General features: G+C 62.6%; 16 protein-coding genes. 4 read left to right on the top strand and 12 right to left on the bottom strand.

The window, feature by feature from the left end; translation table 11 throughout:
* Window positions 1–4: 4 nt before the first annotated feature.
* The 4 genes from ACYU8T_RS05940 to ACYU8T_RS05925 form a co-directional block, all read right to left on the bottom strand.
* Window positions 5–715 carry a TorF family putative porin gene (locus ACYU8T_RS05940; protein ID WP_461158816.1) on the bottom strand — a complete coding sequence of 237 codons (711 nt, stop codon included), beginning with the start codon at window positions 713–715 and terminating at the stop codon, window positions 5–7.
* Between the two features lies 1 nt (window position 716).
* A complete protein-coding gene (locus ACYU8T_RS05935; protein ID WP_461158815.1) occupies window positions 717–1,127 on the bottom strand; it encodes a hypothetical protein in 411 nt (136 codons plus the stop codon).
* Between the two features lie 135 nt (window positions 1,128–1,262).
* Window positions 1,263–4,724 carry a transcription-repair coupling factor gene (gene mfd, locus ACYU8T_RS05930; RefSeq protein ID WP_461158814.1) on the bottom strand — a complete coding sequence of 1,154 codons (3,462 nt, stop codon included), beginning with the start codon at window positions 4,722–4,724 and terminating at the stop codon, window positions 1,263–1,265.
* A gap of 148 nt (window positions 4,725–4,872) precedes the next feature.
* Complete coding sequence (locus ACYU8T_RS05925) at window positions 4,873–5,142, bottom strand: FAD assembly factor SdhE (RefSeq protein ID WP_097092794.1); 270 nt, start codon at window positions 5,140–5,142, stop codon at window positions 4,873–4,875.
* Between the two features lie 100 nt (window positions 5,143–5,242).
* On the opposite strand from ACYU8T_RS05925, the gene recG reads away from it, so the two are divergent.
* Both recG and ACYU8T_RS05915 read left to right on the top strand, forming a co-directional pair.
* Window positions 5,243–7,306: an ATP-dependent DNA helicase RecG gene (gene recG / locus ACYU8T_RS05920; protein ID WP_461158813.1), complete on the top strand. Its 2,064-nt coding sequence runs from the start codon at window positions 5,243–5,245 to the stop codon at window positions 7,304–7,306.
* 61 nt (window positions 7,307–7,367) lie between these two features.
* On the top strand, window positions 7,368–8,459 hold the full coding sequence (locus tag ACYU8T_RS05915) for a mechanosensitive ion channel family protein (RefSeq protein WP_461158812.1): 1,092 nt from the start codon (window positions 7,368–7,370) through the stop codon (window positions 8,457–8,459).
* Here the strand turns inward: ACYU8T_RS05915 and ACYU8T_RS05910 are convergent.
* Together ACYU8T_RS05910 and tyrS are read right to left on the bottom strand one after the other, a co-directional pair.
* Window positions 8,431–8,784, bottom strand: a complete 354-nt coding sequence (locus tag ACYU8T_RS05910; protein WP_097091676.1) for a PilZ domain-containing protein — start codon at window positions 8,782–8,784, stop codon at window positions 8,431–8,433. The genes ACYU8T_RS05915 and ACYU8T_RS05910 overlap by 29 nt on opposite strands.
* Before the next feature lie 75 nt (window positions 8,785–8,859).
* Window positions 8,860–10,077, bottom strand: coding sequence for a tyrosine--tRNA ligase (tyrS, locus tag ACYU8T_RS05905; protein WP_461158811.1), 1,218 nt, complete (start codon window positions 10,075–10,077; stop codon window positions 8,860–8,862).
* Between the two features lie 112 nt (window positions 10,078–10,189).
* Between tyrS and ACYU8T_RS05900 the strand changes: the two genes are divergently transcribed.
* Window positions 10,190–11,296 (top strand): anhydro-N-acetylmuramic acid kinase, encoded by a 1,107-nt coding sequence (locus tag ACYU8T_RS05900; RefSeq protein ID WP_461158810.1) that lies wholly within the window; start codon window positions 10,190–10,192, stop codon window positions 11,294–11,296.
* A 6-nt stretch (window positions 11,297–11,302) separates the two neighbouring features.
* Here the strand turns inward: ACYU8T_RS05900 and ACYU8T_RS05895 are convergent, their stop codons facing one another.
* Complete coding sequence (locus ACYU8T_RS05895; RefSeq protein ID WP_097091673.1) at window positions 11,303–12,478, bottom strand: vWA domain-containing protein; 1,176 nt, start codon at window positions 12,476–12,478, stop codon at window positions 11,303–11,305.
* A 127-nt stretch (window positions 12,479–12,605) separates the two neighbouring features.
* Between ACYU8T_RS05895 and ACYU8T_RS05890 the strand changes: the two genes are divergently transcribed.
* Window positions 12,606–13,985 (top strand): methyl-accepting chemotaxis protein, encoded by a 1,380-nt coding sequence (locus ACYU8T_RS05890; protein ID WP_461158809.1) that lies wholly within the window; start codon window positions 12,606–12,608, stop codon window positions 13,983–13,985.
* A gap of 5 nt (window positions 13,986–13,990) precedes the next feature.
* On the opposite strand, the gene ACYU8T_RS05885 is transcribed toward ACYU8T_RS05890, so the two are convergent.
* The 5 genes from ACYU8T_RS05885 to rpoD all read right to left on the bottom strand — a co-directional run bounded on the left by ACYU8T_RS05885 (window position 13,991) and on the right by rpoD (window position 19,354).
* Entirely contained in the window at window positions 13,991–15,013 is a 1,023-nt protein-coding gene (locus tag ACYU8T_RS05885; protein ID WP_461158808.1) for a hypothetical protein, read from the bottom strand.
* Window positions 15,014–15,105: 92 nt separating this feature from the next.
* Window positions 15,106–15,519, bottom strand: a complete 414-nt coding sequence (locus ACYU8T_RS05880) for a GFA family protein (RefSeq protein ID WP_097091670.1) — start codon at window positions 15,517–15,519, stop codon at window positions 15,106–15,108.
* Window positions 15,520–15,581: 62 nt separating this feature from the next.
* A complete protein-coding gene (locus ACYU8T_RS05875; RefSeq protein WP_461158807.1) occupies window positions 15,582–16,427 on the bottom strand; it encodes an AAA family ATPase in 846 nt (281 codons plus the stop codon).
* A 60-nt stretch (window positions 16,428–16,487) separates the two neighbouring features.
* Window positions 16,488–17,168, bottom strand: coding sequence for a DUF6975 family protein (locus ACYU8T_RS05870; RefSeq protein WP_097092792.1), 681 nt, complete (start codon window positions 17,166–17,168; stop codon window positions 16,488–16,490).
* A 137-nt stretch (window positions 17,169–17,305) separates the two neighbouring features.
* Window positions 17,306–19,354, bottom strand: a complete 2,049-nt coding sequence (gene rpoD / locus ACYU8T_RS05865) for an RNA polymerase sigma factor RpoD (protein ID WP_201514136.1) — start codon at window positions 19,352–19,354, stop codon at window positions 17,306–17,308.
* Window positions 19,355–19,359: the final 5 nt, after the last annotated feature.

Raw genomic sequence — 19,359 nt, 5'->3', positions numbered from 1 at the left:
TAGCCTAAAAAGCAATCCCCACCCGGCCGATCAGCGTCGCACCCGAGTGGCGTGCATCATCGATGCTGCTGTTGGCATAGCGCACGCCGGCAAACCATCGCCGTTGCAGATAATCCACGCTGATCCCATGGTCCCAATAGGAGCCGCCCGGCCGTAAACGGTATGCATTGCCCTCATCGCGCACGCTGCCGCTGGAGCGCCCGACATGAGCCGAAACAGTAAGGGGCGTTCCTGGAATGCCCGTCGAGGCTGCTGCCGACAGATAGAGATTGTCGCCACCAATTGATCCTTGCCTCGGCGCGTAGCTGGCGTTGAGATCGATATTGGCGGGGCCGATCATAAAAGCCGCGCCCGCTCCAAATTCCCCATATCCTTGCCCCGATGCGCCCGGGAAAAGATGATATGTGCCCCTGGCCGAAAGCCGCCATCCGTCCAACTGCCGCGCATAGGACGCGCCGAGATCCGCCACAGCGTCAGCGCCGCCATGGCGATCGCTGCTCCACAAGGATGTTGCCGCAGCGTCGAAACTCAATTCGTCGGTCGCCTGGAGGGCGACAGACCCCCGCACGACGGGCTCGCCATCGCTCCAGCTGAGGCCTCGCCTACGCTCATCGCTTGCAACCTCGACGGTTCCCGAAATCGTGTCGGCATATTGTGCTAGAGCGGGCGAGGCGCTGGCGGCCAGCAAAAGCGCAGCCGCCAACGTCACGCGCATGTCAGTTTGAAGCAAGGTTACGGACAGCATCGAGCTCAGCCATTAGCGGTGCACGATCCCGTTCGGCAACTGATATCAGATGTTCGCGAATGGCCGCTTCATGCCGGGCCAGGTTGCGTTCACCCGACTTGCGATCAGGCGTGCATGCGCCATGCTCGCTCCCGGAAATTCGCTTGTCGGCAGAAACGGTGCGCGCAAGCGCCGGGCCGTGGTTGAGCGCGCGGTCAACCACCACAGTCGCGGTCCACTGGCACCGCTGCATGTCCATGCGATTGGGCGTCTTTGCCCCAACCGTCTTCGTCGAAATATCAACGCGTGCGGAATAGGTCGCTTGCACCGGCGTTCCACCATGGTCGATCTGTACGCTGTGCGTGGCAGCAGCCGCCGCCATCGCTACGAGTGTCGAAATCATGTCAATCTCCTGCTTGACGCCGGACTTTGCTGCCCGGTCATCGAAGCGGGATTTAGTTGGACCATGTTGCTGATACTTTGCTGGGGCACGACAAAGCGGTGCTGGCAAGAGGCTCGACGGCGGCGCTCTCCACCATCAGGAAGCCGCCTTCGCCAACCCTTTCGACAATTGCAACGCGCCGTTCAGCCGGGCCGCCGGGTCGGCCCATGCCCGGTTGACCACGACCTTGCTGTCCGGCCGCAACCGCGCCACGCCGTTCAGGCGCTGGATATAGGCCACCAAGCCCTCCGGCTTGGGAAAGCGATCCTCGAAAAAGCTGACCAGCGCGCCCTTCGGCCCCACATCGATCTTCGAGATATTGGCCGTTACGCAATTCTGTTTGATCTCGATGATCTTGAACAGGTTCTGCGTGGCCGCAGGCAGCTTGCCGAAACGGTCGATCAATTCCGCCGCGAAAGCCTCCAGCCCCTGCCGGTCCTCCACCTCATTCAGGCGGCGATAAAGACCCATGCGCAGGTCCAGGTCTGGCACATAGTCCTCGGGTATCAGGATCGGTGCATCGACGGTGATCTGCGGCGAGAAGCTCTCCCGCTTCTCGATCCCTGCGCCGCCAGCCTTGGCCTCCAGGATCGCGTCCTCCAGCATCGACTGGTACAGCTCGAACCCGACCTCCTTGATGTGGCCCGATTGCTCGTCACCCACCAGATTCCCTGCACCACGAATGTCGAGGTCATGGCTCGCCAGCTGGAACCCAGCCCCGAGCGTATCCAGATCGGACAGTACCTTCAGCCGCTTCTCCGCCGTCTCGGTGATCACGCGGCTGGCAGGCGTCGTGAAATAGGCATAGGCCCGTGTCTTCGACCGTCCGACGCGCCCCCGAAGCTGGTACAGCTGTGCCAGCCCGAAGCGGTCTGCGCGGTGGATGATCAAGGTATTGGCGGAAGGAATGTCGAGGCCGCTTTCCACGATCGTGGTCGACAGCAGCACGTCATAGCGCTTGTCGTAAAAGGCCGACATCCGCTCCTCGACTTCACCGGCCGCCATTTGCCCATGGGCGACGATCGGCTTAACCTCCGGCACTTCGGTCCGCAGATACTCCTCCACCTCGGTCAGGTCCGAAATGCGCGGCACCACGAAGAAGCTCTGACCGCCGCGATAATGTTCACGCAGCAGCGCCTCCCGTATCACTACGCCGTCCCATGGCATGATGTAGGTCCGCACCGCCAGGCGATCGACCGGCGGAGTCTGGATCACCGATAGTTCGCGCAGGCCCGACATCGCCATCTGCAAGGTGCGCGGGATCGGAGTCGCAGTCAGCGTCAGCACATGGACATCAGTTTTGAGCGACTTCAGCCGCTCCTTGTGGGTGACGCCGAACCGCTGTTCCTCGTCGACGATCACCAATCCCAGCCGCTTGAAATCCAGCCCCTTGGCCAGCAGCGCATGGGTGCCGACAACGATGTCGACCGTCCCATCCGCCAGCCCAGCCTTCACGGCCTTGGCCTCCTTGTCTGGCACCAGCCGCGACAGCCGCCCGATATTCACCGGAAAGCCCCGGAACCGTTCTTCGAAATTCATATGATGCTGCCGGGCAAGCAGGGTCGTCGGACAGATCACCACCACCTGCATGCCCGCCATGGCCGCCACGAAAGCGGCGCGCAAGGCGACCTCGGTCTTGCCGAAACCCACGTCGCCGCACACCAGCCGATCCATGGGTCGTCCGGCGCCCAGATCCTCGACCACGTCCATGATGGCGCGATCCTGATCCTCGGTCTCCTGATAGGGGAAGCGATCGACGAACGCGGGATAACCGGCGCTGTCCGGCTCGGCCACCGTCGCCGCCCGCAGCGCGCGCTCCGCCGCTGTCTTGAGCAACTCACCCGCGATCTCGCGGATGCGCTCCTTCATCTTGGCCTTGCGCCGCTGCCACGCTTCGCCGCCCAGCCTGTCGAGGCTCACACCCTCGCTGTCGGACCCGTAGCGGGAAAGAACCTCCAGATTCTCCACCGGCACATAGAGCTTGTCGCCGCCCGCATATTCCAACGCAACGCAATCATGCGCCGCCTTGGCGACCGGAATCTGCGTCAGCCCCTCATAGCGCCCGATCCCATGGTCCATATGCACCACCAGATCGCCCGGCGAGAGCGTCGCCAATTCCTGCAAGAAGGCATCGGCATTCTTCTTCCGCTTGGCTCGCCGCACCAGCCGGTCGCCCAGCATGTCCTGCTCGGTCAGCACCGCCACATCAGGCGCGGTGAAGCCGTGATCCAAGGGCAGTACGGTCAGCACCGTGCTCCCGCCAGCAGCGATCCCCAGCGCCTCCTGCCAGCTATCCGCGGCCGCGACCCGCTTCAGCCCATGATCGACCAACAACCCCGAAAGCCGCTCCCGCGCACCGCCCGAGTAGCTGGCGATGACAACCTTCTTCTTCGCCCGTTGCAGCGAAGCGATATGTTTGCCCACGGCTTCATAGACGTTGGCGTTCTGCGCCCGCTCCGGAGCAAAGTCGCGCGGCCCATCGACTTCGAAGTCGAGGACGGTCGCACTTTCCGGCTCATGGAAGGGCGTCGTCGCATGCATCGGCCATTCCCTGACGATGCCGTCCCACTCATCCGCGTCCAGATAGAGCGCCTTCGGTTCCAAAGGCCTGTACGCCCCCGGGTCGGACGATTTCGCCTGCACGCGATTGGCATGATAGTCCCGGATCGCTTCGAACCGAGCCTCCGCCGCGCCCGCCACGCCATGGTCCAGCACGACTAACGTGTCATCGCCCAGATGCTCGGTCATCGGCACCAGCCGTTCTTCGAACAATGGTAGCCAATGTTCCATTCCTGCCAGCCGCCGCCCGTCGCTCACCGCCTGATAGAGCGGATCGCCTGTCGCAGTCGCGCCGAACGTTTCGCGATAGCGTCCACGAAAGCGCTTGATCGTCTCCTCGTCCAGCAGAGCCTCGGAGGCGGGGAGGAGGGTGAAGCCCTCCACGCTTCCGCTCGTCCGCTGATCGGCAGGGTCGAACCGCCGCACCGTTTCGATCTCATCGCCGAAGAAATCAAGCCGCAGCGGCTGTTCCTCACCCCCGGGGAACAGATCGACAATACCGCCGCGAATGGCGAACTCGCCCCGGTCATGCACGGTGTCGGTGCGCACATAGCCATTGGCCTGCAACATCTCGGCCAGCCGGGAAATCGCGATGCGCTCCTTGGGCGCAAGCTTGGCCACCAGTTGCCGTACGCGGAAAGGCGTCAACGTGCGTTGCGTCAGGGCATTCAGCGTCGTCAGCACCAGCTGCGGCCCCTTGGGCTTGCCCTGCAATGCATAAAGCCCTGCAAGCCGCGCCGAAGCCGAGCGCAGCGATGGGCTCGCCCGGTCGTAGGGCAGACAGTCCCATGCCGGAATCTCCACGATCTCGATTTCCGGCGCGAAATAGTGGGCCGTATCCGCCACCGCCCGCATCAACTGCTCGTCGGGTGCGACAAACAAGGCGCGTGAAGGCGCCGCTCGCGCGATGTCCGCCAGCAGCCAGGGCTGAAAGCCGGCTGGCACTCCCGCCAGCGTTATGGGGGAGGGGGCTTTGAGAATCTTGAGAAGGTCGGTCATTCGCTACTCGGTCCCCCTCCCGCTGGCGGGAGGGGCTAGGGGTGGGCAATCCAGCAGAGGTGGTGCAGGCCCACCCCGCTGCGACTAGCCTCGCCTACGGCTCGGCAAGTCTCGCTGCCCCTCCCGCTTGCGGGAGGGGAGTATCTCGTCACTTCTTCCCAATCTCGACAAAATCCATCTTCACGAACTTGTCCCACATCGGTCCGCGCCATTGCTCCGGCAGCGGCAAGGTGCCCAAGGCCCAAGCCATGATGTCGGCATCCTGTTCCTCGATAAACCGCTCGAACCAGTCGATCTCCTCCGCGCCCCACTCGGCATGATAGCGGTCGAAGAAACCGCCGACCGCCAGGTCCGCTTCCTTGATGCCACGGTGCCAGGCCCGGAACTGCAGGCGGCGTATGCGGGGATCTTCGTTCACAATTTGTTCCTTGCGCGAGCACGGCGACATTACCGATCGCCAAAATGCCTGACGGATGTTTGCGCATCGTCCCGGCTGGGCTAGATGGCGTCAGATAGACATGCGCCCGGATATCCTCAACCCACTCTTCGCTGAGATCGAAGCCTTAAAGGGCGTCGGCCCTGCGCTCGCCAAGCCGCTTGAGCGTCTGGGGCTGGCCCGCGTGGTGGACGTGGCGTTTCACCTGCCGGTCAGCTTCATTGATCGCCATATGGTGGATGAGCTGATCCTGTCCGACTCGGGCCGGGTGATCGGTATCACGCTCACGCCAACCGACTACCGCGCATCCGGCAGTGCCCGCGCACCTTTTCGTGTGATCGCGCAGGACAAGCACGGCAACACGGTCGCGCTCGTCTATTTCGGCCGCAACAGCGCGTGGCCCCGCAAGCTGCTGCCCTTGAACGAACCCAAATTCATTTCCGGCAAGCTGGAGGCGTACGGGGACAACCTCCAGATCGTTCATCCTGATTATGTCCTCCCGCCAGAGGAAGCCGCCACCATCCCCGCGCGGGAGCCGGTCTATGGCCTGTCCGAAGGCCTCACCAACAACCGTCTGCGTGACCTTGTTGCCCAGTCGCTCAGCCGCGCCCCGGACCTTCCTGAATGGATCGAACCCAGCTTGCTTGCGCGCAAGGATTGGCCAACATGGCGCGAGGCCTTGGCCCGAATCCACGCGGACCCCAGCGACGCCAAGGCTCGCGAGCGGCTCGCCTATGACGAAATCTTCGCTGGCCAGCTCGCCCTGATGCTGGTCCGTCAATCTTCCCGCAAACGCCGGGGCGTGCCGATCGAAGGCGACGGACGCCTGCGCGCCATGCTCAAGCTGCCGTTCGCCCCAACAGGTGCTCAGCGCCGCGCGATGGGGGAAATTGACGGCGACATGGCCCAACCCGTGCCCATGCTCCGCCTCCTTCAGGGCGATGTCGGCTCGGGCAAGACCCTCGTCGCTCTCATGGCCCTCCTCAACACCGTGGAGGCCGGTGCGCAGGGCGCGCTCCTCGCCCCGACGGAAATCCTCGCTCGCCAGCATCATGAAACGCTGCGCAAGATGGCGTCGGGCCTCCCCGTCACCATTGCGATCCTCACTGGCCGCGAAAAGGGGAGGGTGCGCGAATCCACCCTCATGGGCCTCGCCGACGGCAGCATCGACATCCTCGTCGGCACACACGCCATCTTCCAGGAAGCCGTCCGCTACAAGAATCTCGCCCTCGCGGTGATCGATGAACAGCATCGCTTCGGCGTCGCCCAGCGCATGATGCTCGCCGCCAAGGCAGAGCGCACGCCGCATCTGCTGGTGATGACCGCGACGCCGATCCCTCGCACGCTGACGCTCACCTATTATGGCGAGATGGACGTTTCCCGGCTGGACGAAATGCCGCCCGGCCGCCAGCCGATCCAGACGGTCGTAATGGCCGCCAACCGCCTCGATGAAGTGGTCGAAGCGCTCGCCCGCCATGTCGAAGGCGGCGGCCAAGCCTATTGGGTCTGTCCCCTGGTCGAAGAAAGCGAAACCAGCGATCAGGCAGCTGCCGAAGCCCGGGCAGAACTGCTCAAGATACGCTTCGGTGATTTCGTCGGCTTGGTCCACGGCCGGATGAAGGGGCCGGAAAAGGACGCGGCGATGGAGGCTTTCGCCTCCGCCCGCACGAAAATTCTCGTCGCCACCACCGTCATCGAAGTCGGCGTCGACGTCCCCAACTCGAACCTCATCATCATTGAGGGCGCGGATCGCTTCGGCCTTGCGCAGCTCCACCAGCTCCGGGGCCGGGTAGGCCGGGGCCAGAACCACAGCGTCTGCATCCTCCTGCGCGGCGGCGCTCTGAGCGAAACCAGCCGCGCGCGATTAGCACTCATGCGCGAAACCAATGACGGCTTCCGCATAGCAGAAGAAGACCTCCGCCTCCGTGGCGCAGGCGAAATCCTCGGCACGCGCCAGTCGGGCGAGGCGCAGCTGAAGATCGCCACTCCCGAACATCTGTCCGCGCTCCTCGACAGCGCCCGCGACGACGCCCATCTCCTCATCGATCGGGACGGCGGTCTGAACGAGGCGCGCGGCCAGGCAGCCAGGACCTGCCTTTACCTGTTCGAACGGGACGCAGCGGTGGGATTGCTCCGAAGCGGCTGATCCGCGCGACGAAATGCTGCGACAGCGAAACCATCGAACGCCCGCTGTCGTTGCCAAGAGCATGCAATCCGACATCAGCCTGCATCACGTCACGCCGATCGCGGCGATCTTCATCGCGATCTCGGTCACCGTCGCCTTCCTGCTCCACTGGCTCGCCTATCGGATCGCGAACCGCATCTTGCGCCGCATGAAGCTCGATCCCGTCATCCTGCCCGCCATCTATCATCCCACCCGCTGGATCGTGGTCTTGATGGCACTCGCGGCAGGCATTCAGCCGCTGACCTTCAGCGATCGCATAGAGGCCATGTGGGCGATCGGATCAAAGATGCTCTTCACCCTGCTCGTCGGCTGGCTGATCTTCGCGGCCATGCGGGCCTTCCGCACCATTCTTGAGCGGCGCAGCGACATCACCGTCGAAGATAATCTGAAGGCTCGCCGCCAGCACACCCGCATCCGCATCCTTTACCGCGTGGCGCAGTTCATCATCGGCTTCCTGATCATATCCCTGATGCTGATCATGATTCCCGGTGTTCGCACCGTCGGCGTCACCTTGATGGCCTCGGCCGGTCTGGCGGGCCTTGCAGTCGGCGCAGCGGCGCAGCCAGCGCTAAAGAACCTGATCGCGGGCATCCAGATGGCCTTTTCCGAACCGATCCGGCTGGACGATGTGGTGATCATCGAAGGAGAATGGGGCCGCATCGAAGATATAAAGCTCACCTATGTCGTGGTGCGCATCTGGGACGACCGGCGGATGGTCGTGCCAGTATCCTATTTCCTCGAAAAGCCGTTCCAGAACTGGACGACCAAGACCTCCGACCTGCTTGGCACCGTCTTCCTCTATGTCGACCCTGCGGCCGATGTCGAACGCATCCGCGCGCGTTTCATCGAAGCGGTGAAGGCCAACAGCCGCTGGGATGGGCGCGTCGCCATCCTTCAGGTCACCGATCACAAGGCCGATGCGCTGGAACTGCGGGGCCTGCTCAGCGCGCGCAATGCCGGGATCGCCTTCGACCTGCGCTGCGAAGTGCGAGAGGCGATGATGACCTTCCTGCGCACCGAAATGCCGGAGGCGCTTGTCCGATCACGTCAGCGGGTCGAAGCCGATCAGAGCTTTGAACAGCTCTTTACCAGGCCGTCTGCCGTGGCGGGATGAGCGACAGCATCGCCTCATAGACCTGCGGGTCGATGGCTTGGCAAAACTCAACCCCGACCCGGCCGTCCTCGGCCCACCGAACATCGGCCTGCACATCCTTGACGACCGGCAGCCAGACTGAAATCCGCTCGCCAATCGTGACCTCCGCATCGGTGCGGCACATCAACCCGAGTTCGGAGATATTGATGACCCGGACGCCATGCGTTCGCCCCCGTGCGGCGATATGGCTGACCATATCCACCAGCACGCGGGGCGTGCGGCGCTGATTAACCGAAGGGTCCCGTGAACGGGCGACCTGAGCGAGGCTGGCGAGCACCGAAGACATGAGGAAAGCTTAAGGCGACGAACCTCGCCCTTTCCTTACCAGCTTTACTTAATCCGCCTTTAACTCTCTAAAGTTTCAAGCAGTTACTAACCCATGTTTCTTAGCGCCGAAGCTGACCTTGTCGCCGGGCTTCAACGTCAGCATCGGGTCGCTCACGACTTCGCCATTCACGCGGATCGCGCCTTCAGCCAGCTTGCGCCGCACCTCCTTGTTGGAGGTGGCAAAGCCTAGCGCGGCGGTGCCCTGTACGATTGTCAGCCCTTCCGCGCCAACGCTGATCGTCGGCAGGTTGGCATCCGAAGCGCCTTCCTCGAACGTCTTGCGTGCCGTCTCCGCTGCCGCCGCCGCTGCGTCGAAACCGCGGCAAAGCGCGGTCGCCTCATTGGCCAGGATCTTCTTCGCTTCGTTGATTTCGGAGCCCTGAAGCGCTGCCAGGCGCGCTACCTCGTCCATCGGCAGATCGGTGAACAGCCGCAGCCGGTTGGCCACGTCCGCGTCGGCCGTGTTGCGCCAGAACTGCCAATAATCATAGGTCGAAAGCTGATCTTCGTTCAACCACACGGCGCCGCCGACCGTCTTGCCCATCTTCGTGCCATCGGCGTTGGTGAGCAGCGGTGTCGTCAGCCCGAACACCTGCGTACCATCGACCCGGCGCGCGAGTTCGACGCCGTTGACGATGTTCCCCCACTGGTCCGATCCGCCCATCTGCAACCGGCATCTCGATCGCCGCGAAAGCTCCAGAAAGTCATAGGCCTGGAGGATCATATAGTTGAATTCGAGGAAGGACAGCGACTGCTCACGGTCCAGCCGCAGCTTCACCGAATCAAAGCTCAGCATGCGGTTGATGGAGAAATGCTGGCCGATTTCCCGCAGGAAGGGGATATATTCCAGCCGATCGAGCCATTCGGCATTGTCGAGCATGATTGCGTCGCTTGGCCCGTCACCAAAGGTCAGGAAGCGTTCGAACACGCGCTTGATGCTCGCGACATTCTCCGCGATCGTGTCGGTGGTTAGCAGCTTGCGCGCTTCGTCCTTGAAGCTCGGGTCCCCGATCTTGCCCGTGCCGCCGCCCATCAGGACGATGGGCTTGTGCCCCGCCTTCTGCAATTGCCGCAGCATCATGATCGAAACGAGGTGCCCGACATGCAGGGACGGTGCGGTCGGGTCGAAGCCGATATAGCCCGGAACAATCTGCTTGGCGGCAAGGGCATCGAGCCCTTCCGCATCGGTCAGCTGATGGATGTAACCACGTGCCTCCAGGAGGCGGAGCAGATCGGACGAGTAGCTGGTCATAATGCGCCGCCCTCTAGCATCGCGACACAACAACGTCATCCCCCGTCATCCTGATCTTGTGTCCCGATCCATTCGGCTACACAGAGCAGGAGAGAGCGGAAGGAAGGAAGCAGTGACCCAGACCCAACCCACGCTGGCGATTGGCCTCATGTCGGGCACGTCGCGCGACGGCATCGACGCCGCGCTCATCGAAACCGACGGAGAGGGTGTCAGCAAACCTGTCGCGTTCCACGCCATGCCCTACCTCGATGGCTTCCGCATTCGCCTCGCCGAAGCGTGCCAGCGCGCTATGGCGATGGACAAGCCGGGTTTCGAGCCTCTCATCCAGTCCGTGGAAGGAGAACTCACCGAGCTTCATGTGGAGGCCGTTTCGGACCTTCTCGCGCGCAGCGGTCATGTCGCTCAGGATATCGCCGTTATCGGTTTTCATGGCCACACGGTCGCCCATAGGCCGGAATGGCGCTGGACGTGGCAAATCGGCGATGGCGCCGCCTTGGCAGGCGCTTTTGGCATCCCCGTCGTTGGCGACCTCCGCAGCGCCGATGTTGCAGCGGGAGGGCAGGGGGCACCGCTGATGCCCGTCTATCACCGCGCCTTGGCAAGCGGCCTCCCCAAGCCTGTGGCAATCCTGAACCTTGGCGGCGTGGCCAACATCACCGCGATCGGAGAGGCAGGCGGCCTCCTCGCGTTCGACACTGGCATGGCAAGTGGCCTGATCGACAATTGGATGCAGACCCATAGCGGCAAGCCCTTCGACGAAAATGGCGTCACGGCGGCCAAGGGGCAGATCGATGAGGCCCGGCTTGCCAGCTTGATGGCCGACTCCTGGTTCGATCTGCCACCTCCCAAGAGCATCGACCGGGAAGCTTTCACCCTCGACACGGTGCGCGGCCTTTCACTCGAGGATGGAGCCGCAACGCTCACAGCCTTCACTGCTAAAGCGGTCGCACGCGCGCTTGATCACCTCCCATCCCCGCCTTCCGCCATCTATGTCGGGGGAGGCGGCCGCCATAATGCGACGCTGATGGCAATGCTGTCGGCATTTACCCAGGCAGATGTGCGCCCGGTCGATGATCTCGGCTGGGACGGCGACGCCCTTGAAGCGCAGGGCTTTGCCTACATGGCTGTGCGCCGTCTCAAATCCCTGCCGATCAGCTTTCCCGGCACCACCGGCGTGCCTGTCCCGATGACGGGCGGCGTTCTCTTCGATCCGGCGTGAGGCCGTTCACCGCTTGCGGGTCAGCTCCCGCATGCCTTCATCGATGCCCTCCAGCGTCAGCGGATACATGCGCTGGCTCATGATCTCCCGGATCATCCGCGTCGATTGGCTATAGTCCCAATGGTCGCGAGGCGTCGGGTTCAGCCACACGGCGGCCGGATAGGTATGCAGCAATCGGCTCATCCACACCGCGCCCGGTTCTTCGTTCATATGTTCTACCGAACCGCCGGGATAGCTGATCTCATAAGGGCTCATCGCTGCATCGCCGACAAAGATGACCTTATAGTCATGGCCATATTTGTGCAGGATATCCCAGGTCGGGATACGTTCTGAAAAGCGGCGGCGATTGTCCTTCCACACGCCCTCATAAAGGCAGTTGTGAAAGTAGAAGAACTCCATGTTCTTGAACTCGGTCGTCGCGGCGGAAAACAGTTCCTCGCAAAGCCGGATGAACGGGTCCATCGATCCGCCAACGTCCAGGAACAGCAGCAGCTTGACCGCATTATGCCGCTCGGGCCGCATCCTTATGTCCAGCCATCCCTGCCGGGCCGTCCCCCGGATGGTTCCTTCCAAGTCGAGTTCGCTCGCCGCACCCTCACGCGCAAAGCGCCTCAGCCGTCGCAGCGCCACCTTGATGTTGCGCGTGCCCAGTTCCTTGCTGCTATCGAGATTTTGAAACTCGCGTTTTTCCCACACCTTGATCGCGCGCTTGTGCCTGCTTTCTCCGCCGATCCGGATGCCTTCGGGATTATAGCCGCCATGGCCGAAAGGCGATGTTCCGCCCGTGCCGATCCACTTGTTGCCGCCCTGATGGCGTCCCTTCTGCTCCTCCAGCCGCTTCTTCAGCGTCTCCATGATCTCGTCCCAGCTGCCCAGCGACTTGATCTTCTCCATTTCCTCGGCGCTCAGATATTTCTCCGCGACCAGGCGCAGCCACTCCTCGGGAATGTCCGCCTCGACGCCGCTCGCGTCCAACACGCCCTTGAAGACCTTCGCAAAGACCTGATCGAACCGGTCGATCAGCCCCTCGTCCTTCACATAAGTCGCCCGCGCGAGATAATAGAATTCCTCCGGCCTCTGCCCGATCACGTCACGATCCAGCGCCTCCAGTAGAAGCAAATGCTCCTTGATGCCGGCAGGAATGCCCGCGGCCCTGAGCGCGTCGAGAAAATTCAGCATCATGATGGCGGCCTTGTCCTTCAGCCACGTTACGGATGCAAGGGGCAGCGCATGGTTGGGAAAATGTTAAGTGTTGCATCGCATCGTTAACTGGGCAGTATCCAAGAGCGGGCGGTTGGGGTGACACTCATTGGAAAATGAGCATTTATTGACGGACCTTGGCGAGCGGTCGGGCGACGTTGCGCTGCAATGCAGCGAGACGGCGGGTTTCCTCGGCGAACTTACGCGTCGCATTCAGGCCGACTCGCAGCTGCTCACGCAGCTGCAATCGAACATGGAGGCTCTGGCCGGGAGCCAGAATGAAAGCGTCGTTGCAGCGGAGGAACTCAGCCTCACCTCCCGCCGCGCTGCCCGCATCATCGCGGAGGGTCACGAGGCGATCACCCAATCCCTGGCCCAGGTCGCCAGTCTCGTCGATCATGTCACTGGTTTGGAAGGGCGCCTGCGCCAGTTCCTCGGAGTGATTGAAACGGTCGGCGGCATATCCGACCAGCTCGGTGCGATCGCTCGCCAGACCCGGCTCCTTGGCGTCAACGCCGCCATTGAAGCCGCACGTGGCGGCGAAGCAACCCAAGGCTTTGCCGTCGTGGCAGATGAAATCCGCCGCCTCGCCGGACAGGCAGGCGAGTCCGCAGCATCGGTCGGCGACAAGCTCGGCCAGTTGGACCGTGACGCGCGCCACCTGATCAGCGGCGTCGAGGCCAATATCGGCCGAGGCCGGGACGTCAGCGCGCATATCGACACGCTGAGCGTCACCATGGCGGAGATAGCCTCGCTCGTGACGCAGTTCGGCGAACGCTCTCACGCCATTGTGACCTGCACCAATGAAGCCGACGCCGACGTTGGCGCGCTGCGTCAGGGCCTCACCAATTTCAGCGAGTCCGCCGCCGAGAGCGCCCAGCGCGTGGAAATGGCGAAGGTCCAGCTTGAGCAGCTTGAGGGCATGGCGAACGGCATGCTCAACACCGCCGCCCATGGCGGGCACCGGACTCGCGACAGCCGCTACATCGCCTATGCCGAAGATGGCGCGGCGGAGGTATCGCGAATGATCAATGAGGCCCTGGCTTCGGGTGAGCTCACGCCATCTGCTCTATTCGACGAGAATTACCGTCCGATCCTGGGATCGGATCCGCCGCAATATGAAAATGGCTTCACCGCCTTTGCAGACAGCATCATCCGGCCAGTTCTGGACCGCCATACAGCGCAGGATAAAGCGATCGTCGGCTGCTGCCTGATCGACATGAACGGCTATCTGCCGACGCACATCTCATCGCGCAGCCAGCCCCAGCGGCCGGGTCAGGCAGCGTGGAACATGGAATATGCGCGCAACCGCCAGATTTTCATGGACAGCCAGACCCGCCGTGCGCTCGATGGCGACGGCGACTTCTTCCTCTTCACCTACCGTCAGGACCTTGGAGAAGGCCGCTACCGCGCGCTTCGCAGCGTGTTCGTGCCGCTGACATTCGAAGGCCGCCGCTGGGGCCTGTACGAGGTCGGCTATCTCATCTGATTTCCTCAGTTCGTCGCGCCCTCGCGCACTATGACCTCGCCGCTGGCAGCATAGGCCGCAGTCGCCCGCGCCTCAGCCGTTTGAGGGTCCTTGCCGTCCAGAATCTTGGCAATTTGCCGGGCACTCGGCACCCGGTCATAAACGCCATAAAGCTTCGTCTCGCCCACCGAATGCATCGACAGCTGATAGCCGCGTCCGCCTCTCGCTGGATCAAAGGCCATGACCGTGCCCGCATCATCGATCGGCACGATCACGGAAGCCCCGCGCGCTCGCTGCTGCTCCAGAACATCATAGCTGCCCTCACTGGTCTGCACATGGCCACGAATGCAGAAGGACGCAGCGCCCTCCCAAACAGGCTGCACGTCAGCCCCCGTGGCAGCACCCGAAGCGGTAAGCCGCGCGTCCCCGTCGTCTCCCTTCGGACAGTCCGCAAATCGCGCCGGAGAGATTGAGCGGACGGCAGAAGCATCATCAAAGCGCAATCCGCCCAGCATCCCATCCAGCCCCGCCAGCACCTCCCTGCGCCGTTCGCTCGGACCAGTGACACGCAGCTTCACCAGCCAGCGGCCAGACTGGACGAAAGCCGCTGCCGTGGTCAGCGCCCCGTTCGCCGCATCATCATAAACCGTCCGGATGGCGCGCCCGGCTTTGCCGTGAAGCGCAACGCCTTCATAAGCAGTACGGCGGGTCTTCGGCCCGAAACGATCCGTCACCGCGCGATCAGTCATGTAGGCGGCGATCGACGCATCCGCATAGCTTGGCAGATAGACGTACAAGGTCGCCTGAACCGCGCCATCATCCGACAGATATTGGGCGTAATTGTCGATTCCCTTGCCGCCGTTGGTGACCTCGCCACTCTTGGACAAGGACAGTCCGGCGACCGTCTGAGGCAGGCTGATTCCCGCAGCCCGCGCGCGAAGGCTGCCCTCGCTGGTGGCCCAAGCCTCCTGCACATCGGCATCCTGTGATAATGCGGGCACCGGCAGAAGCAGGAGGAGTGGCAACAGCGACAGGGCGAGCTTCGGCATAGGCATCCTTCCCGTTTCACGCCGTCTTGTCGCGGCTATGAAATACAGGAAGGAAGGTTGAGCCGAACCGCAGGGCGAAGGCAAGCGCCCTTTTACGCGACCGGCGGAATCTGCGCCGGATAATGTGGCAGTTCCGGGTCCAGATGCGCCCAATGCGGTGCCGCCTCCGTCCAGATAACCGCCTGAGGCGCCAACAGGCCTGGATCATCCAAGGCGCCAGCCCTGATGAAGATCAGATGGGGCCGCGATTCGGCCATGCTGAACAAGGGCGTGCCGCATTGAGGGCAAAAGCCGCGGCGCATCCTGTTGCCGCTGTCGGCGATGCTCTCATGCCAACGGACCTCGCCCTTGGTCTGGACCTTCTCGGCCGGAAAGCAGACATTTACCGTTGCGGTGCCACCGCCAAGATATTGGCACAGCCTGCACCAGCACATACGCGCCGCCAGCGGTTCCGCATCGATCTGGACGCGAACCGTCCCGCACAGGCACCCGGCTTCATGTGTCATACGCCTCTCCCTCATTTGCCCCTTCCCAAAAGCGGTAGGGGTCGGGGAACGCGAATCAGTCCTTACCGTCCCTGCCGCCTCGCCATGAATGCCAGACGCTCGAACATCATGATATCCTGCTCATTCTTGAGCAGCGCGCCATGGAGTGGCGGAATGGCCTTTGTCGGGTCGCGATCCTGCAACACGTCCAGCGGCATGTCCTCGTTCAGCAGCAGCTTCAACCAGTCGAGCAACTCGCTGGTCGAAGGCTTCTTCTTCAGGCCCGGCACCTCCCGGATGTCGTAGAAGAGGTCGAGCGCCCGGCTGACCAGGATCTTCTGAATGCCGGGAAAGTGCACGTCGACAATGGCCTGCATCGTCTCGCGGTCGGGGAACTTGATATAATGGAAGAAGCAGCGCCGCAGGAAAGCGTCGGGCAACTCCTTCTCATTGTTGGAGGTGATGACCACTACCGGCCGCTCTTTCGCGGCGACCGTCTCTCCAGTCTCATAGACGTGGAAAGCCATGCGATCGAGTTCCTGCAACAGATCGTTGGGAAATTCGATGTCGGCCTTGTCGATCTCGTCGATCAGCAGCACGGGCAGGATGGGGGAGGTGAACGCCTCCCACAGCTTCCCCTTGCGGATATAATTGCTGATGTCATGGACGCGCGGGTCGCCCAGCTGGCCGTCGCGAAGGCGCGCCACCGCATCATATTCATACAGGCCCTGATGGGCTTTGGTCGTCGATTTGACGTTCCATTCGATCAGCGGCGCGTCCAGCGCCTTGGCGATTTCCTGCGCCAGCACCGTCTTGCCAGTACCCGGCTCACCCTTCACCAGCAGGGGGCGGCGCAGCAGCACCGCTGCGTTCACCGCGACCTTCAGGTCGTCGGTGGCGACATAATCTTCCGTACCTTCAAACCGCATGAATCTTCGCTTTCCTCTACTGGCACCCGAGTAGGGAAAGCGATCACAGGCCGCAATCGCTTATTGTTTCTGCCGCCGGACCTCGGCCCGAGCTTTCAACAAGTCCCAAAGGCCGCGCTGCTGGCTGAGAAGTTGCCGCGCGCCGAACTGGATCGCGCGGTCTGCCGCGCTGTCTCCGCCGATCGCGCGCGCCATCGCGAAAGTCTCGGCCCGGCTCGGCAAATCGGTCGGATAGGGTTCCAGCCCGACGCGGATAGCAGCCATGTCGAGCACGCCGCGAACCGCCTGCCAATCCAGCACGAGCGCCATCGCCGCGCCCATGGCACAGCCGCGCCTGTCCGACTGAGCCAGCATATCAAGCGCATGGCGCTGCTGGCTCACGATCGCCTCGCAATCGCTCTGGCCCGCCGTGCTGGGAACCGGCCCCAGGGCGACCGCCACCTGCGTCAGGTAGGCCCGCTCCCGCGCAAAGGCCGCGCCAGCCTGGACCAGCCAGTTCCGCGCTGCGCCGTCCGCAGACCGATTTGCCGCATGATCGATCACTCCAGGATGACGCCCGTGCAGCAGGCAGAGATAATGTGCGGCATCCGCAAGGTCTGGCAGGCTCAATGCCGCGTCCCGTCCCGTCGCAGCGCGGGCGCTGCTCGCATGCGCATGACCGGCCGTGCCGTCAGCCGCCACCAGCGCTTCGATCACCTGGGAAATGTCGCCTGTCACCAGGCGTACTGCTGCTTCGTTCATGATAACCCCTGCGACCGCCGCGCCAGTATGTCCGTCAGCCGCCACCATAGGAAGCTCAGGTAAAAGAGGGGTTTATGGGACGAAAAAAAGGGCGGCCCGAAGCCGCCCTTTCTGTTCGTTTCGCCGTGCAACGACCTCTATTGGTCGAGGAAGCTGCGCATCTTGCGGCTGCGGCTCGGATGCTTGAGCTTGCGCAGCGCCTTTGCCTCGATCTGGCGAATACGTTCGCGGGTCACGCTGAACTGCTGGCCCACTTCTTCCAGCGTATGATCGGTATTCATGCCGATGCCAAAGCGCATGCGCAGCACGCGCTCCTCACGCGGCGTCAGCGAAGCCAGAACGCGCGTCACCGTTTCCTTGAGGTTCGCCTGGATCGCGGCATCCACCGGAATGATGGCGTTCTTGTCCTCGATGAAATCGCCGAGGTGCGAATCCTCCTCGTCGCCGATCGGCGTTTCGAGGGAGATCGGCTCCTTGGCGATCTTCATCACCTTGCGCACCTTCTCCAGCGGCATGGATAGGCGCTCGGCCATTTCCTCCGGAGTCGGCTCGCGGCCCTGCTCGTGCAGGAACTGGCGGGACGTACGCACCAGCTTGTTGATCGTCTCGATCATGTGGACCGGAATACGGATGGTCCGCGCCTGATCCGCGATCGACCGGGTGATAGCCTGACGAATCCACCAGGTCGCATAGGTGCTGAACTTGTAGCCGCGCCGATACTCGAACTTGTCGACCGCCTTCATCAGGCCGATATTGCCTTCCTGAATGAGATCAAGGAATTGCAGGCCACGGTTCGTATATTTTTTAGCGATGGAGATGACGAGGCGCAGGTTCGCCTCCACCATTTCCTTCTTCGCAATACGTGCTTCGCGTTCGCCCTTCTGGACCATGTTGACGATGCGGCGGAACTCGCCCAGCGACATGCCGGTCGCCTGCGCGATTTCGCTCACCTCGTTACGGATGCGCTCGACCGCACGGCCCTCCGCCGCAGCGAAGGCCGCCCACTTCTTGTCGAGGCCCTGCACCTTGTCGAGCCAGGCATCATCCAGTTCATGGTTCACATAGCGATCGAGGAAGTCCTTGCGGCTCACCTTGTGCCGTTCGGCGAGGCGCAGCATCTGCCCGCCGAGCGCGGTCAGGCGCCGGTTATAGGCATAAAGCTGATCGACCAGATATTCGATCTTCTGCTGGTGGAACTGGACGCTTTCGACCTCGGCGGTCAGCTGCTCGCGCAATTCCTGATAATCGTCCTCCGCCTTCTGGCTCAGTGTCTCGCCATTGGCCATGGCAGCCATGCGCGATTCCTGTGCCTTGGAGAAGGCGCGGAAGATTTCGGTGATGGTCGCGAATTTCTCCAGCGCCATCGGCTTCAGCGTCTCTTCCATCTGGGCTAGGGAGAGGGTGTTGTCTTCCTCCTCTTCCTCTTCCACCCGGCGGGCGCGGCGTTCGGTCAGGCCGTCTTCGTCCTCGTCCGAATCGGCCGATTCCTCCTCGGGCTCTTCTTCTTCCTTGAAGCTCGGGCCAGCGGTCTTCTCGCTGATCTCGCCATCATCATCCTCGGCGCCTTCCTCCAGATTTTCCGGAGCAGGGTCCTTCGAAAGCATCGCATCGAGGTCCAGAATCTCGCGCAGCTGCATCTCGCCATTGTTGAGGGCGGTCGACCATTCGATGATCGCGTTGAAGGTCGTCGGGCTTTCGCACAACCCCAGGATCATCGTATCCCGGCCAGCCTCGATACGCTTCGCGATGGCGATTTCGCCCTCGCGGCTGAGCAACTCGACGGCACCCATTTCGCGCAGATACATGCGCACCGGGTCGTCGGTGCGATCGACCGTCTCCTTCTTCTTTTCGGTGACGAGCTTGGGCGCGCCATCGTCATCGCCCGAATCATCCTCGGCGTCTTCGGCATCCTCGCGTTCGCGCTGCTCGTCGCCGTCTTCGCTGGCTTCTTCGTTCTCGACGATGTTCACGCCCATTTCGTTGAGCGCGGCCATGATGTCCTCGATCTGCTCGGAGGACATCTGGTCCTGCGGCAGGGCATCGTTCAGTTCGTCATAGGTGATGTAGCCGCGCTTCTTGGCACGCGCGATCAGCTTCTTGACCGAAGCCTCGTTCAGATCAAGGAGCGGCGCATCGCCGCTATCCACATCCTCGCCCGCACCCTTGCCTGTCGCCTTGCTCGCCATTTATT

The organism is Sphingobium sp. TomMM35A (genome assembly GCF_054771735.1).
Note: the sequence above shows the minus strand (reverse complement) of the source record. Positions and strands in the feature narration are given on the sequence as shown.

Bases quoted from the DNA above. Each gene is read 5' to 3' on its own strand.
- rpoD (WP_201514136.1), bottom strand. From the start codon at position 19,354: ATGGCGAGCAAGGCGACAGGCAAGGGTGCGGGCGAGGATGTGGATAGC.
- ACYU8T_RS05885 (WP_461158808.1), bottom strand. From the start codon at position 15,013: ATGCCGAAGCTCGCCCTGTCGCTGTTGCCACTCCTCCTGCTTCTGCCG.
- ACYU8T_RS05895 (WP_097091673.1), bottom strand. From the start codon at position 12,478: ATGATGCTGAATTTTCTCGACGCGCTCAGGGCCGCGGGCATTCCTGCC.
- tyrS (WP_461158811.1), bottom strand. From the start codon at position 10,077: ATGACCAGCTACTCGTCCGATCTGCTCCGCCTCCTGGAGGCACGTGGT.
- ACYU8T_RS05940 (WP_461158816.1), bottom strand. From the start codon at position 715: ATGCGCGTGACGTTGGCGGCTGCGCTTTTGCTGGCCGCCAGCGCCTCG.
- ACYU8T_RS05910 (WP_097091676.1), bottom strand. From the start codon at position 8,784: ATGTCTTCGGTGCTCGCCAGCCTCGCTCAGGTCGCCCGTTCACGGGAC.
- ACYU8T_RS05880 (WP_097091670.1), bottom strand. From the start codon at position 15,519: ATGACACATGAAGCCGGGTGCCTGTGCGGGACGGTTCGCGTCCAGATC.
- ACYU8T_RS05915 (WP_461158812.1), top strand. From the start codon at position 7,368: ATGCAATCCGACATCAGCCTGCATCACGTCACGCCGATCGCGGCGATC.
- ACYU8T_RS05870 (WP_097092792.1), bottom strand. From the start codon at position 17,168: ATGAACGAAGCAGCAGTACGCCTGGTGACAGGCGACATTTCCCAGGTG.
- ACYU8T_RS05935 (WP_461158815.1), bottom strand. From the start codon at position 1,127: ATGATTTCGACACTCGTAGCGATGGCGGCGGCTGCTGCCACGCACAGC.
- ACYU8T_RS05875 (WP_461158807.1), bottom strand. From the start codon at position 16,427: ATGCGGTTTGAAGGTACGGAAGATTATGTCGCCACCGACGACCTGAAG.
- recG (WP_461158813.1), top strand. From the start codon at position 5,243: ATGCGCCCGGATATCCTCAACCCACTCTTCGCTGAGATCGAAGCCTTA.
- mfd (WP_461158814.1), bottom strand. From the start codon at position 4,724: ATGACCGACCTTCTCAAGATTCTCAAAGCCCCCTCCCCCATAACGCTG.